This is a genomic window from Tenacibaculum jejuense (assembly GCF_900198195.1).
Classification (GTDB): Bacteria; Bacteroidota; Bacteroidia; order Flavobacteriales; family Flavobacteriaceae; genus Polaribacter; species Polaribacter jejuensis.
Window position 1 is genome coordinate 3,905,610 of sequence record NZ_LT899436.1, and the last position, 14,862, is coordinate 3,920,471.

Genomic DNA, 14,862 nt, shown 5'->3' on the forward strand with positions numbered 1-14,862 from the left:
TTATTCTCCATTTCTTTAATTCTCAAGTTAATATACTTAACAACACGACTCATAAAGTAGATGATAAACCCTATGAATAATAACACAAGTATCTGATGTAAAAAAAGTACAGGACTGAAATCTGAAAATTCTGAAAAATTAGTTTTGTCGTTCATAGCAATTATTTAAAATAAAAAAGCCGAGATAAACTCGGCTTTTCTTGTGTTTGTTATTTTTATTGACCTACACCATAATATGTACTTCCAACTTCATCTTCAATATCTGAAGCTTTCTTTACAGCTTGGTACATGTTGTAAGTTTGATTCTTTCTTTGGTTTGCAATACGTTTTCTATAAGTATCATAATTCGGTAATTCTGTTGGTAATTCTCTACTTTTTACTACAAAAGCATAAACACCTCTATCACCTACTATATTCTTCTTTAATTCGTTCTCTTTAGCAGTTAACATAGCTCCTACTATTTTTGGTTCATAACCAATTCCTGTAATTGTTGGAGACTTTAAAGTTACATCACTAAACTTTTTTAATGGTTGCTTGGTAGCAGTAATAATTTCATTTAATGAACTTCCTTGTAACTTTTCTTTTAATAATTCTGCTTTTTTCTCTTTTACTAAAATAGGACGTACTCTTGCTATAGCTTTATCAACAGGCATTAAACCTTTTTCAGTTTTACCTCTTAAAGTAGCTACAACATATCCATTTTCTATATCAAAACGTTTGAAATCTCCAATCTTTAAATCCTTTCCGAAAGCCCATGAAATAATCTGTCTTTCAGTTCCTAAAGAAGGAATGTTTTCATCTAAAGCTTTTAATCCTTCAGCTGGAGAAACCATTAATTTCTTATCCTTAGCTAGAGTTTCTATATTTCCTCCATTAGATAATTCTTGAGCAAAACTTTCAGCTTTTTGATACACATCATTTTCTGTTGCTTCTGAAGCAATAATTTTACGAGCGTATGTTGCTAATTTTAATGCTTTTTGGAAGTTCTTTTGTCCTTTAATTTCTATCACGTGAAATCCGAAAACAGATTTTACTACACCTAAATCTCCTTCTTTACCTTCAAAAACATAATCTCTAAAAGCTGGCGTCATTTGACTGTATGGAAACCAATCGTAGAATCCTCCTTTATCAACAGAACCTTTATCAGAAGAAAACTCTTTTACTAATGCTTCAAATTTACTTTTATCTTTCTTTAAAACATTTAATAAACTATCTGCTAAGTTTTTAGCTTGAGTTTCAGTATTAGTTACAGTTGGATCTGCACTTGGAGCTCCTGCCATTGGAATTAAAATATGACGTGCTTGAGCAGAATCAGGAATTTGTATAACTTCAGTAATCTTAGATAACTTGAAAAAATCTTGATCTTTATAAGGACCATAAACATCTCCTACATTTCCTTTAAATAAAGTATCAGCAATTACTTGTGGTACTTGTACTTTAAACTGAATATTATCATTGTAAGGTAACTCAGATTTAGTTTCTTCTAAAAACACTAAATAATCTGTTGTGTTTTTTAAACCAACACCTTTGTCACTATCGTTTATTAATTCAGCAACTTCTGCTTTGATATCATTTTCATCTTGTGGAGTAGCTTTGATATCAAATTTTACATAGTTGATATCTCTTGATGCTTCAACTTCAAATTCAGATGCATGACTCTCAATGTATTTTTTTACATCACCTTTAGTAATTTGAACTAAAGAATCTGCCATTGTAGTAAATGGTAAGTATACTAACTCTCCACTCATTTTGGTGTTTTCATTCAAATATTCAGTTTTACCTTCTTCTAATGAAGCACCTAAACCTGCAGCAACTAAATTATCATAAGTTGTTTTTTGTAATGCATTTTTCACATTACTCATATATTCTCTCCAAGCTTTCCATTGCTCTCCATTTTCAGCTCTGATAGTAGCTAAAAATTCTTTAAACTTTGCTTTATCAAAAATTCCAGTAGTTTGATATTTAGGATCATTTTTAATGAAATCTTTCTCATATAAGTCATTTAAAATGTCTGCCTCTCCTACTGTTATTCCTGCTTCTGCTAATTGGCTATCGTAAATCTTTTGACGTACTAAGTTATCCCATACATTTTTTGCAGCTTGCATTTCAGAAACTCTATTTCCTGTTTGAGCTCTGTAGTTATCTAAAGCTTGAGCAAACTCTTGACGAGAAATTGATTCCCCATTCACTTGTCCTACTTCATTAATTTTCTGAGAATTGAAAAAATCCGTTAATGTTGAAGGATCTAATACAAAAGCAAATAATGCTAAACCTATTACAAGAATTAAGAACAATGAACGCTCTCTAATTTTCGATAAAATTGCCATTTTAATTTTATTTTATATACAGTGTGCGAAAATACAATTTCGCATTTAATAATGCAATGTTTTTAATGCTTTTAGCTGTAGAATTTCAATGAATTATTTAAGAATTACGAGATTCTTTGTCTAGTAGTTTGAAGTAAATGGTATCAATCTTAGCAGAACTTACTTTTTTGATAATGATTTTGAAGTTTTCGATGTATAGTTCTTGATCTTGCTCTGGAATAGTTTCTGTATGATTAATAATGAAACCTCCAAGAGTTTCATATGCTTCTTCTTTAGGGATTTCTAAGTTGTATTCGTCGTTTAAATAATCGACTTCTAAACGAGCAGAAAAATGAAATTCTTTTTCACTTATTTTCTCTTCTAACAGTTCTTGGTTATCGTGCTCATCTTCAATCTCTCCAAATAACTCTTCTACTACATCTTCAACAGTAATTATTCCTGAAGTTCCGCCGTATTCATCTACAACTACAGCAATACTTTTTCTTTTTTTTATTAGAACATTTAAAACATCGTTAATGATCATAGATTCTGGAACAAATTCAACAGGCAATAAAATTGACTTAATTGTTCTAGGTTTCTTGAATAATTCAAATGCGTTCACATAACCTATGATATCATCTAAAGAGTTCTTGTAAACTAATATTTTTGAAAACCCTGTTTCTATAAATGCTTTTTTAAGGTTGGGCACAGATTCATGAAGATCAACAGCTATTATTTCTGTTCTCGGCACCATAATTTCTCTAGCTTTTACTTTATGAAACTCTAGTGCGTTTTGAAAAATTTGAATCTCAGAATCTACTTCTTCATCTTCTTTCTTAGTTTCTAATTGTTCAGAAATATAGTTCCCTAGTTCTTCTTTACTAAATTCTGTTTGTATTTCATCTTTTTCTGCTTTGAAGAATACCTTCAAGAAAAAATCAGATATTCGTGAAATTAATCCCGATAAAAAATAAAAAACCATGTAAAAGAAATAAGCAGGTAGAGCAAATAACTTTAAAGTTTCATTCGCATAAACTCTAAACAAAGCTTTAGGTAAAAACTCTGCTGTAATAAGAATTACTAAGGTAGATATAACGGTTTGTGTTAGTAAAGCTAACTCTTCGAATATTGTATTTATAATTAAATAATCTGAAGGTAAAAGTAATTGAAACCAGCGCATCAATAACTCTCCCATAAAGTAGCTATAAATAACTAAGGCTATATTATTCCCGACAAGCATGGAAGTAATAAAGCGAGAAGAGTTTTTGGTAATCTTAGATAAGATTTTAGATAGTAATCCTTCCCCTTTTTTCTCTAATTCTATATGAAGTTTATTAGCGGATACAAACGCTATTTCCATACCAGAAAAAAAGGCTGAAAAGATTATAGATCCTAGTATAATAAGAATTTCACAACTCATTTTTGTTGGTTATTCCTCTGCTCTATTTTTTTTCTAAAGTTACGTTTAAAAAAGAAAATGATTGTAATAAATATAGCAAAACCAAACATTAAGTATGCTTGTTCTCTGTTAGAATTCCATTTTAAAATGCCTTCTACTAAGAATATTATTCCTACTACTAAATAACCGTACTGTGTGTACTTCCAAATCGTGTTCATTATAATTCTTCTTTTTGTACTTCTAATTGTCCTGTGATATCTTTAAGCAACCATTTTGATAAATCTTGTTTTGATTCAAAACCAAAACCACTTATTGTATCTGTTATATTTGTTACTCTAAATCCATCTTCAGTAAAAAAATATTTTTCTCGTTGATCCCAAAACAACTGATTCGTCTCTAACCTCCTTTTATTTGTGTGATTGTAAACAACTACGTTACCCTTAATTTCAGAAACTCTAGTAGCAGTGTAAGTTAAAGCATAATTACCCGTAATTGTTGTAGAATCTTTACCATCATTTTCAAAGGTAATTATTTTGATTCCATTCGGAAATTCATTGTACGCATGACCTTTATTAGTAAAATCATTTAAAACTGGGGCTACTAATTTTGACGTAACCTGACCAGAATCCTTATACACATGATACACATCTTTACCTACTGCTATTGGTAAATTTTTATCTGCTAGAAAGTCTCTTACTTTTTTGGTATCATTTGTACATGAAAAAAACATTGCCACCATGAAAATGGCAGCAATGTTCAGAAATATATTTTTTTTTGAAGTTTTCATTAGTTTGGTACACGAACTGATTCACCAATCCAACACTTCACTCTGAAAGAACTTCCTGGAGCAATACCTTTTTGGAAAATATCTTTCTTTGAAGGTACATTTCTTTTATAATTCTTAATATATCTTCCTGCTCCAGAACCTGGATCAACTCTTTGAGCTTTCATTGCCTTATTTAATGCAGCAACGTAAGTCATTTTCTTTTCAAAAACATCGCTACCGCAAGAGTTTGCACTTTTAGCATATAAACTTGCAATAAATAAATAAGCTTTACCCATATTAGGATTATACTTTAATGCTTCGTAAGCTAAAGCTCTTGCTCTAGATTTACTAGATGTACCTTGAGCTTCTCTTAACTTTAATCTTGCTTTCTTAATAGGGTCTGTTTCTAAATCGAAACATTCTTTTCTTTTTGCCGCAGCTTCTGCAGTTTTACCATTTTTCTCTAATATACCCGCTACAAATGAACACGCATCAGGTGATGGAGATACTTCAGAATACCTAACAGCTAACTTTTCAAATAATGGATCACCTTGACATCCTTTATTGTACATTCTAGACACAGCTCTTTTTAACCAAACCTCATTATCTTTATTAGCATCATAATCTCTTGTGTATATAGGAATTAATCTTTCACAAGTTGCAATTTCAGATAAAATAGCATCTAAACCACCTTCTACTTGACCTAATGCTTTAGAGTTTGTAGAATAAATTTTTAAGTTTCTTTTTTCTTTTTTATCTAAAGTAGCTGTTGAATCTTTTGCTAATAATGGACCTAATTTTTTATTGTAATCATCTAATTTTTCACCAACAGACTCCATTACATCATCATAAGTATCAAATACTTTTTGTGGATTCGTATCTTTAAATCTAGATACAGTACCTTTAAAGTATCTAAAGATATTTTTAACTCCCATATCTTTAGGCGAAATCTTATAAGCTTTTTCTAAGATATTGAAAATCTCGTCATCTGTACTTAAATTATTTTTAATTAAAAAAGTAGCATAATCATTATGTGCTTTAGCTACTCCTTTATTAGGAAAATTAGCTAATCTACCATCATAAACTCTCTTTGCTAAAGTAGCGTCTTTAGTTTTATCTGCAATCTTAGCACCATACTTATAAATATTTATAGAAAGCGTAGCACAGTTCGTCATTAACCAATCTAAATCTGGCTTAGCTTGCTCATATTTTTTAGTTGTATAATTTCCTTTAAACAAGTTATACTTTATAGTACAATCTTGATTTCCTTGTGCTTTTACTCCTATAGTTAATAGGAATAATGCCGTGAATAAATACGTAATTTTTTTCATAATTATCGTTTAATTAATCTATTTGTCTTTTCTCTAACCAATTTCTTCCGTTCAGAGATAAACTTAATCTAATATTGAAATAACTCTCCTTAATTAAATTGTTAGCTGTTGATCCCTTTTGTCCATATTCCAAACCTATGTTAAGGTTGGATATTTGTTTTGGTAATGGTAAACCAAAACCAAGATTTATGCCAAAATCGGTTATTGAAGTAAAATTATTTCCAGTTCCTGTTCCATCTACTAATAATCCAGTATCTTCAAAACGCAAACCTGCCCTATAAGTTATTCTATCCCAATAACTTGAAATAGAGTTTAGTTTCGGTATATAATATCCTCCTATAGAGAATCTGTTTGAAGAATCAAATCGATAACTAGACCCTTGTATTAAATTTCCTTCATTTTCAAAAGCATCTTGAGTTTCATAATCAACTCCTGCATACCACTTATTTTCTTTTCCAACACCTATACCTATAATTGTTTTTAATGGTATAGAAAGTTTACCAGAAACTCCTCTGTCGTATAGTGTATCTCTTGGAATTTCTCTTCCGCTAGGAGCAAAAGAAAAAGAATAGATACGTTCTCTTCCTGATAAAGAAAAATCATTTTCAAGTTGTAAAGCAGCTCCAGCAATAACATCTAAATCTTTATACTTGTATTTGTATTGTGCTCCAAGTTTAAACTGCCCTCCTCTAACGGTTGCTACTCTTTCATATTTTGTTGCCAAAGCAACATCAGCTTGTTGATTAATTGTATTGTTGTCTATGTTTCCAAAAACAAAACCAGCTTCAAAACCTAAAGCTAGCCCTTTGTAAACATTAATACCAAAAGCACCAAATAATCTATTTGTACCTCCTGTACCTGTAAATCTTGTTACATCAAGAACCGTATCATCTGCTCCTAACGTATTAGACAACAAAGCATATCCAACATTAGAAACTGGCTGTAAACCTGCCATAAAACCTGCTTTCTTTCCTATTGGTAATCCTAAAGCTATGTATCGTAAACTTGTTGTATTGTTTGATTCGCTACCTGTTTCACTGCTAACATTTAACAAAGACAATTCTCCTCCTATACCGTAAGTAGCAAATCTTAAATCTGCAGTAGCAGCTGGGTTAATAAAGTTAAGATGGTATATATCTTTAAGCGCAACACCTATTCCTCCCATTGAAGCTTGTTCGATAGTAGTTCTACTTACTTCTTCTCCTATACCAAAAAAAGAATATGGAGATGAACTATTTCTTTGCCCCGTTATCTTTATTGAAATTAGTACTAATACTACAATAAAAAATCTCTTAATCATCCGCTCTATTATAAGTCAATATTTGATGTAATCCCTCCAAAACCAAATTTGGATTGGCAAATATGTCATTTTTTAATTGTTTGACCAAAAAATTTGTATCTCCTCCTGTTAAAAGTACTGTTAAATCTCCAAATTTATTTTTGTATTGTGTAATTACTCCATCTATTTCTCTACTTATCCCGTTAACTACACCTGAATGAATTGATTCTTGCGTATTTTTTCCAATAAAACTATTTGGTTCTTTTGAATTTAACAACGGAAGTTTCGACGTGTAATTATTTAATGATTGATAACGCATTTTTAAACCAGGAGATATTGCGCCTCCAAGATACTCTCCTTGAGCATTAACGAAATCGAAAGTAACACAAGTTCCTGCATCAATTACTAAAACATTTTTATTTGGATGATTACTAATGGCGTAGGCAGCCAATGCAATTCTATCTACACCTAGTGTTTTTGGCGTTTCATATTTATTTATGAAAGGTACTTTTGTTTCGTTATCGAGTGTTATTAAGTTTAATATTCCTTTTAATTTTTCTATTTTCTCATCTGTTAGCTTCGCTACAGCAGAAATGATTCCTCGTTGGATTGGAAACTTTTTTGTAATTTCTTTTACGCTGGTGAAAATTTCTCCCTTATTGAAAAAGAAGAGTTCTTTTAATTTATCTTTTTCAAAAACAGCAGTTTTCACTCTTGTATTACCAACGTCAATTATTAGATTCATTCTGAGTTTTTATAATGGCGACAAATTTATAATAGATTTTTTACATTTTTATTTGGCTCAATTAAAAAAACTATTATATATTTGCATCCGCTAACAAGCTGGTACCTTAGCTCAGTTGGTAGAGCAAAGGACTGAAAATCCTTGTGTCCCTGGTTCGATTCCTGGAGGTACCACTTCAAAAGCCCTGATTTTTCAGGGCTTTTTTTATTTTAAACTTTAACGACAACTCCTAAATATTCTTTAGCATTTTTTCATCTTCTTATTACCTCTATATGAAAGTGTTGAAATACCAAGATGCAAAAAGATGAATAAAGAATGAAAATAAAGCACAAATATTAAGTTAAAAATTATATATTCGCACCCGCTAAAGTACTGGTACCTTAGCTCAGTTGGTAGAGCAAAGGACTGAAAATCCTTGTGTCCCTGGTTCGATTCCTGGAGGTACCACTTTAAAAGCCCTGATTTTTCAGGGCTTTTTTATTTTCAAATATTTTTATTAAATGAAAAACCGAAACCTTAGGTAAACTAGGATTTCGGTTTTTTAATTATCAATATGTATTATTTCTTAATGTTTTATTGGCTCTTGAACTTTTCCTTTAAGATGTTTTGCATAGAATCCCATCATAGATTTGTATAAAGCTATTCTATTTTCTTCTTTTCCAAAACCATGCCCTTCATCATATCTTACCATGTAAGGAACATCTACACCTTTAGCTCTAAGTCCTTTTACAATTTGATCTGACTCATCTATATTCACTCTAGGATCATTTGCCCCTTGGACTACAAATAAAGGCTTCTTGATTTTATCGATATGGAAAACTGGTGAAACTTCGTTCATAATTGCTTTTTCAGCAGCTACATCTTCGTCGTACCAAATTTCTTTGATAATTTTTAAATAAGGTTTCCAATAAGGAGGAATAGTTTTCATGAATGTAAATAAGTTAGACACACCAACATAATCTACACCACAAGCATATAAATCTGGAGTTTTAGTTAAACCTCTTAATACAGCATAACCACCATGACTTCCCCCATAAATTGCAGCTTTATTTGCATCTACCCAACCTTTTTCGGTAACATATTTTAATCCGTCTTCTACATCATCCATTGCTTTTCTACCAATTTCTTTAAATCCTGATTCTAAGAATTTTCTTCCATATCCACCAGAAATTCTAAAGTTAACTTGTAACGTAGCATAACCTCTACTTGCAAACAATTGTGATTCTGGATTGAATCCCCAAGAATCTCTAATTCCTTGCGGACCTCCATGAGGATTTACAATTACAGGAACTTTTTCTCCATTTAAAGCCGCTTTAGGTAAAGTGATATATCCATGAATTGTTAAACCATCTCTACTTTTAAATGTAATCGGGCGCATCTCAGCCATATCTTCTGGATTTAACTGAGGCATTGTATTATAAATCTCTTTTAATTCATTTTTCTTTAAATCGTAGATGTAATAAATACCATAAACTTTATCACTAGTGATGTATAACATAAATTTAGTTTCATCATCTGTTTTTCCAGTAACATAATATTGCATTCCAGGAAGTTGCTTCTTTACAGCTTTATCTATTTTTTTGTAGGTTTTACTTACAGGAATTAAAATATTCTTTTCTCCTTCGTACGATAAATAATCGATAGCATAGTTGTTCTTTTTAGATAATCCTAAACCTCCAACATCGTACTTTTCGTTTGAGAAAATTTTCTTGATCGTTTTTTTCTTCTTTAAATCATATAATAAAATCTCTGCTTTATCTGTTTCTAAATTACTTAACACATAAGCATCGTGTGGATAATCTGTGGCATAATTGAATGAAATAATACCAAAACTATCTTTCCAATTTAATTGTTTCCATAATTCGTATCCTCCTTTTCCATCTTCATAATACACCTCCATATTTACACCATCTTTTAACTTCGTGTAACCTCTTAAATTTCCGTCTTTATCGAACTGGTATCCTGAAATCGGATTACTTGCATCTTTATTTACAAATAATTGCTTGATTTCACCAGTAGTTACATTCAGTTTATAAGGCTCAAAAATTTGTGGATTGTTTTTGTTTAATTGAACAATAATATGATCTTTATCTTCTCTTAATAAAGATTCGAAGTTAGCTCTAACACCTTCGAAAGGAGTTAAATCTTTATTATTACTTCCGTCTAAATTTACAGCATAAATATGGTAGTTTTCATTTCCTCCTTTATCCATAGTATAGAAAAGGCGATTAGAATTTAACCAGCCATATCCTCTGATTAATTCTTCTTTTTGTTCAATAACTCTTTTTGCTTTTCCTGTTTGAGTATTTTTCACATATACATGTTGCTTTCCATTAGCATCACTTTCTTTATATGATAAATATTTTCCATCAGGTGAAAAGCGGAATGAACTTCCTTTTGGATTTGCAAAATAATCTTCCACGGAATATTTGTACGTTCCTTTCTCTAAAGCTGAAAGTTTATTTAAATCTTGCTCCGAAGAAACCAATGCTGGATTTCCAGGAACCGTTTTTTCTGTTTTTTGCAATGATAATGGAATTTCCATACCTCCTTGTTTAAAAGTTCCTTTGAACTCTTTTCCTTCTAATTTTGCTGAATAATTAATCCCTGCTTTTTTGAATACAATTGTTAATGTATTATCTGTAAACGTAGTTGTATCCATTGGAATTCCTGTCGCTCCTTGAGATGGACTATCCATAGTTGAAGAAAATGCTCCGTCTTTTTCAGAAATATTAAAAACCAAAGGCATTTCCATACCTTGAACTTTTAATGTTCCTTTCCAAGAACCTGTAATTTTTTGAGCACTTCCTACAGCAACACTAACTACAAAAAGTAAAAGTGTTAATAGATGACTGCTTTTTTTCATTTGAATTTGTTTTAGGTTATTAATCTGACTTTATATAAGTTAGTATACTCACCTCACAAATTGTTACAAACAGTTTCTATTTTTTAAAAAACTTCTTTGGCTATTTTCATAATGTTATCTGATTTTCCCATTGAATAATAATGTAACACCGGAACACCAGCTTTAATTAATTCTTTACTTTGCTGAATTGCCCATTGAATGCCTACTTCACGTATTTGTTTATTGTCTTTACATGCCTCGATTTGCTCTACTAACTCTTGAGGTAAATCTAATCGGAAAACTTGTGGTAATACATGTAAATGACGTTTTACAGCAATTGGTTTTATTCCAGGAATAATAGGCACATTAATTCCTGCTTCTCTTGCTTTTTCAACGAAATTGAAATATTTCTGATTATCAAAAAACATTTGCGTAACCACATAATCTGCACCCGAATCTACTTTTTCTTTTAATCGTTTTAAATCAGATTCGATACTTGGTGCTTCTAAATGCTTTTCAGGATAACCAGCAACTCCCACACAGAAATCTGACTTGTATGGAGTTTCGATAATTTCGTGTAGATATTTTCCTTTATTTAAATCACTGATTTGTTTTACTAAATCTGATGCAAATTTATTTCCACCGTTAGAAGCCTGAAAATATTGTTGATCTTTTCTAGCATCTCCACGTAACGCCATAATATTGTCGATTCCTAAATAATGACAATCGACCAAAACATATTCTGTTTCTTCTTTTGTAAACCCACCACACAATACATGCGGAATGGCATCTACGTCGTATTTATATTTTAATGAAGCACAAATACCAACCGTACCTGGTCGCATTCTAGTAATTTTCTTTTCTAATAATCCGTTTTCTTTTTCAATGTAAATGTATTCCTCTCTAGATGTTGTAACATCTATAAACGGAGGTTTAAATTCCATTAACGGATCGATATTGTTATATAATTGCTGAATATTTTGTCCCTTTTGTGGTGGAACAATTTCAAATGAAAATAACGTTTTCCCCTTTGCCTTTTTTATATGTTCTGTAACCTTCATTTCTAATTTTCTATCTGTTAAAGTAACTGCTGTCGTATTTCATTAATATCACCTTCATATTCCCAATAAATCCATCTTCCGTGGGCATAATCTGTAAGAATAAATTTTTCACTAACAGATTTTATTCTATCTAAATTGACTAGCTTTTTATTAAAACCATCGACAGTTACTTCTTCAATTATTTCTTTATTTTGATCATCAAAACCATGAACAATTTGATGGCTTCCTAACTTTAATTCTATAAATCTTTTACTCATTTTATTTTTATTGAATGTTTGCGTTCTAACGTCATTCCGAATTTACTTGTGCTGAATTAACTTAAATATTTCAGAATCTTATAAAGTCATTTAACAATTCTTAATGAGAACCTGAAACAAGTTCAGATTGACACGAACTTATCATTATACATTCCTAATATTTTTTAATCTGCAAGTACTGGATTCAACCACTTTTTTGCATGTTCTAAAGAATTACCTCTTCGGTTGACATAATCTTTTAGCTGATCTTCTTTTATTTTCCCTAAACCGAAATATTTAGATTCTGGATTTCCGAAATAGTAACCAGAAACACTTGCTGCCGGCCACATGGCTAAACTTTCAGTCAGTTTAACTCCAATAGTTTCTTCTACTTTTAAAACATCCCAAATGATATTCTTTTCTAAATGATCTGGACACGCTGGATAACCTGGAGCTGGACGAATTCCTTTATAGCTTTCTTTAATTAATTCTTCGTTAGATAAGTTCTCTTGATTTGCATATCCCCAATGTTTCGTTCTTACTTCTTTATGTAAGTATTCTGCAAAAGCTTCAGCCAGACGATCTGCAATAGCTTTAATCATAATTGAATTATAATCGTCGTTATCTTTTTCGAATGCTGTTGCTAATTCTTGAGTTCCGAAACCTGCTGATACACAAAAACAGCCTACGTAATCTTTCTTTCCAGTTGTTTTTGGTGCTACAAAATCTGCCAATGCAATATTTGGTACCCCTGATTTTTTCTTTAATTGTTGACGAAGTGTTACGAAAGTAGCTTGAGTTTCTTCCTTTTCGTTATATACTTCAATATCATCTTCATTTACTGTATTTGCTGGAAACAGACCAAAAACTGCTTTTGCTTTTAGTAATTGTTCATCGATTACTTTTTGTAATAAAACTTGCGCATCTTTATATAATTCTGTGGCTTGTTCTCCAACAATTTCATCGGTTAAAATATTTGGAAACTTTCCATGTAAATCCCACGATCTGAAAAACGGACTCCAATCAATATAATCTAACAGCACTTTTAAATCCAGATTCTCAATAACCTGAGTTCCTAAGAAATTAGGTTCTTTAATTTCTGAAGTTTCCCAATCTATCTGGAATTTATTTTCTCTAGCTTCAGCTAATGAGATATAATTTTTCTGTTTTGTTCTGTTTAAAAACTGATCTCTAAACTTATCGTACTCTGTTCGAATTTGTTCTTTATAAACTTTATTATTCTCTTGTAATAAATCTCCAACAACAGTAACTGCGCGAGAAGCATCGTTAACATGCACTACAGAATTGGTATACTTTGGTGCAATTTTAACTGCCGTGTGTGCTTTTGATGTTGTAGCACCACCAATTAATAATGGAATATTCATTTGTTCTTTTTCCATTTCATTGGCCAAATACACCATTTCATCTAACGACGGTGTAATTAATCCGCTTAAACCAATAACATCTACTTGTTCTTTTTTAGCAGCCTCAATTATTTTTTCTGGCGGAACCATTACTCCTAAATCAACAATTTCATAGTTATTACAACCCAAAACAACACTCACAATATTTTTACCAATATCATGTACATCCCCTTTTACCGTTGCCATCAAGATTTTTCCAGCAGATGAAGCAGCACTATCTTTAGATTCTTCGATGAAAGGTTGTAAATATGCTACAGCTCTTTTCATTACACGAGCTGATTTTACCACCTGAGGCAAGAACATTTTTCCACTTCCGAATAAATCACCAACTACATTCATCCCTGTCATTAAATTACCTTCAATAACTTGAATTGGTCGATCTACTAGTTGTCTTGCTTCTTCAACATCTTCTTCAATAAAAGCATCTAAACCTTTTACTAAACTATAGGTAATTCTATCTTGTAATGCTTCTTCTCGCCATGCTAACTTTTTAGAATCTTCTTCTTTTTTTGTTCCTCGAACTGTTTCAGCAAAATCTAATAAACGTTCAGTAGCATCATCTCTTCTATCTAATAAAACATCTTCTACATGGTCTAATAAATCTTTAGGAATTTCATCATATACTTCTAACATGGTAGGATTTACAATTCCCATATTCATTCCATGTTGAATGGCATGATATAAAAAAGCAGAATGCATTGCTTCACGTACTGTATTATTTCCACGGAAAGAAAAAGATACATTACTTACTCCTCCAGAAACACTTGCATATGGTAAGTTTGTTCGAATCCATTTTGTAGCATTAAAAAAGTCTAACGCATTTTTTCGATGCTCTTCCATTCCAGTAGCTACAGGAAATATATTTGGATCAAAAATGATGTCTTCTGGGGCAAACTTTACTTTATCTACCAAAATTCTGTATGAACGCTCACAAATTTCAATACGTCTTTCATAAGTATCTGCTTGCCCTACTTCATCAAAAGCCATAACAATTGTTGCAGCTCCGTATCTTTTTATCAGTTTTGCTTGATGAATGAAGTTCTCTTCTCCTTCTTTTAAAGAGATAGAATTTACTACACATTTTCCTTGTGCTACTTGTAATCCCGCTTCGATAATTTCCCATTTAGAACTATCGATCATAATTGGAATTCGAGCAATATCTGGTTCTGAAGCAATCAAATTTAAAAATGTTACCATAGCATGAACACCATCAAGCATTCCTTCATCCATGTTTACATCTAAAATCTGTGCGCCTCCATCAACTTGATCTCTTGCTACAGCTAATGCCTCGCCATATTTTTCTTCTTTAATTAATCGTAAAAATCGACGAGAACCAGTTACATTTGTTCTTTCTCCTACATTTATAAAATTACTTTCAGGTGTTATGATTAAGGGTTCTAAACCTGATAGTTTTAAATATCTATTTTGGTTGATCGTAATTTGTTCTTGGTTTTTAGTTACCTCTTCCATT

Annotated in this window: 11 protein-coding genes and 2 tRNA genes; 2 read left to right on the top strand and 11 right to left on the bottom strand. The window is 31.3% G+C overall.

Annotation, left to right across the window (positions count from 1 at the left end):
* Positions 1-214: 214 nt before the first annotated feature.
* The 7 genes from AQ1685_RS17120 to AQ1685_RS17150 all read right to left on the bottom strand — a co-directional run bounded on the left by AQ1685_RS17120 (position 215) and on the right by AQ1685_RS17150 (position 7,825).
* Complete coding sequence (locus AQ1685_RS17120; RefSeq protein ID WP_095074154.1) at positions 215-2,326, bottom strand: peptidylprolyl isomerase; 2,112 nt, start codon at positions 2,324-2,326, stop codon at positions 215-217.
* A 97-nt stretch (positions 2,327-2,423) separates the two neighbouring features.
* Complete coding sequence (locus tag AQ1685_RS17125; RefSeq protein WP_095074156.1) at positions 2,424-3,725, bottom strand: hemolysin family protein; 1,302 nt, start codon at positions 3,723-3,725, stop codon at positions 2,424-2,426.
* Positions 3,722-3,922, bottom strand: a complete 201-nt coding sequence (locus AQ1685_RS17130) for a hypothetical protein (protein ID WP_095074158.1) — start codon at positions 3,920-3,922, stop codon at positions 3,722-3,724. Before AQ1685_RS17130 ends, AQ1685_RS17125 begins: the two co-directional genes overlap by 4 nt.
* Positions 3,922-4,491, bottom strand: coding sequence for an LPS export ABC transporter periplasmic protein LptC (gene lptC / locus AQ1685_RS17135; protein WP_095074161.1), 570 nt, complete (start codon positions 4,489-4,491; stop codon positions 3,922-3,924). The genes AQ1685_RS17130 and lptC overlap by 1 nt, the downstream gene beginning before the upstream one ends.
* A complete protein-coding gene (locus AQ1685_RS17140) occupies positions 4,491-5,801 on the bottom strand; it encodes a hypothetical protein (protein ID WP_095074162.1) in 1,311 nt (436 codons plus the stop codon). Before AQ1685_RS17140 ends, lptC begins: the two co-directional genes overlap by 1 nt.
* Before the next feature lie 13 nt (positions 5,802-5,814).
* Entirely contained in the window at positions 5,815-7,101 is a 1,287-nt protein-coding gene (locus AQ1685_RS17145) for a hypothetical protein (RefSeq protein ID WP_095074163.1), read from the bottom strand.
* Positions 7,094-7,825 (bottom strand): type III pantothenate kinase, encoded by a 732-nt coding sequence (locus tag AQ1685_RS17150; protein WP_095074164.1) that lies wholly within the window; start codon positions 7,823-7,825, stop codon positions 7,094-7,096. Before AQ1685_RS17150 ends, AQ1685_RS17145 begins: the two co-directional genes overlap by 8 nt.
* Positions 7,826-7,925: 100 nt before the next feature.
* On the opposite strand from AQ1685_RS17150, the gene AQ1685_RS17155 reads away from it, so the two are divergent.
* Positions 7,926-7,998, top strand: a tRNA-Phe gene (locus AQ1685_RS17155).
* Between the two features lie 201 nt (positions 7,999-8,199).
* Positions 8,200-8,272, top strand: a tRNA-Phe gene (locus AQ1685_RS17160).
* 118 nt (positions 8,273-8,390) lie between these two features.
* Here AQ1685_RS17160 and AQ1685_RS17165 read toward each other — a convergent pair.
* From AQ1685_RS17165 to metH, 4 genes are all read right to left on the bottom strand, one after another.
* On the bottom strand, positions 8,391-10,691 hold the full coding sequence (locus AQ1685_RS17165) for a S9 family peptidase (protein ID WP_095074166.1): 2,301 nt from the start codon (positions 10,689-10,691) through the stop codon (positions 8,391-8,393).
* An 83-nt stretch (positions 10,692-10,774) separates the two neighbouring features.
* Positions 10,775-11,731 (bottom strand): methylenetetrahydrofolate reductase [NAD(P)H], encoded by a 957-nt coding sequence (metF, locus tag AQ1685_RS17170; protein WP_095074168.1) that lies wholly within the window; start codon positions 11,729-11,731, stop codon positions 10,775-10,777.
* A 17-nt stretch (positions 11,732-11,748) separates the two neighbouring features.
* Positions 11,749-11,988, bottom strand: coding sequence for a hypothetical protein (locus AQ1685_RS17175; RefSeq protein ID WP_095074170.1), 240 nt, complete (start codon positions 11,986-11,988; stop codon positions 11,749-11,751).
* A gap of 164 nt (positions 11,989-12,152) precedes the next feature.
* Entirely contained in the window at positions 12,153-14,861 is a 2,709-nt protein-coding gene (metH, locus tag AQ1685_RS17180) for a methionine synthase (RefSeq protein ID WP_095074172.1), read from the bottom strand.
* Position 14,862 lies beyond the last annotated feature (1 nt).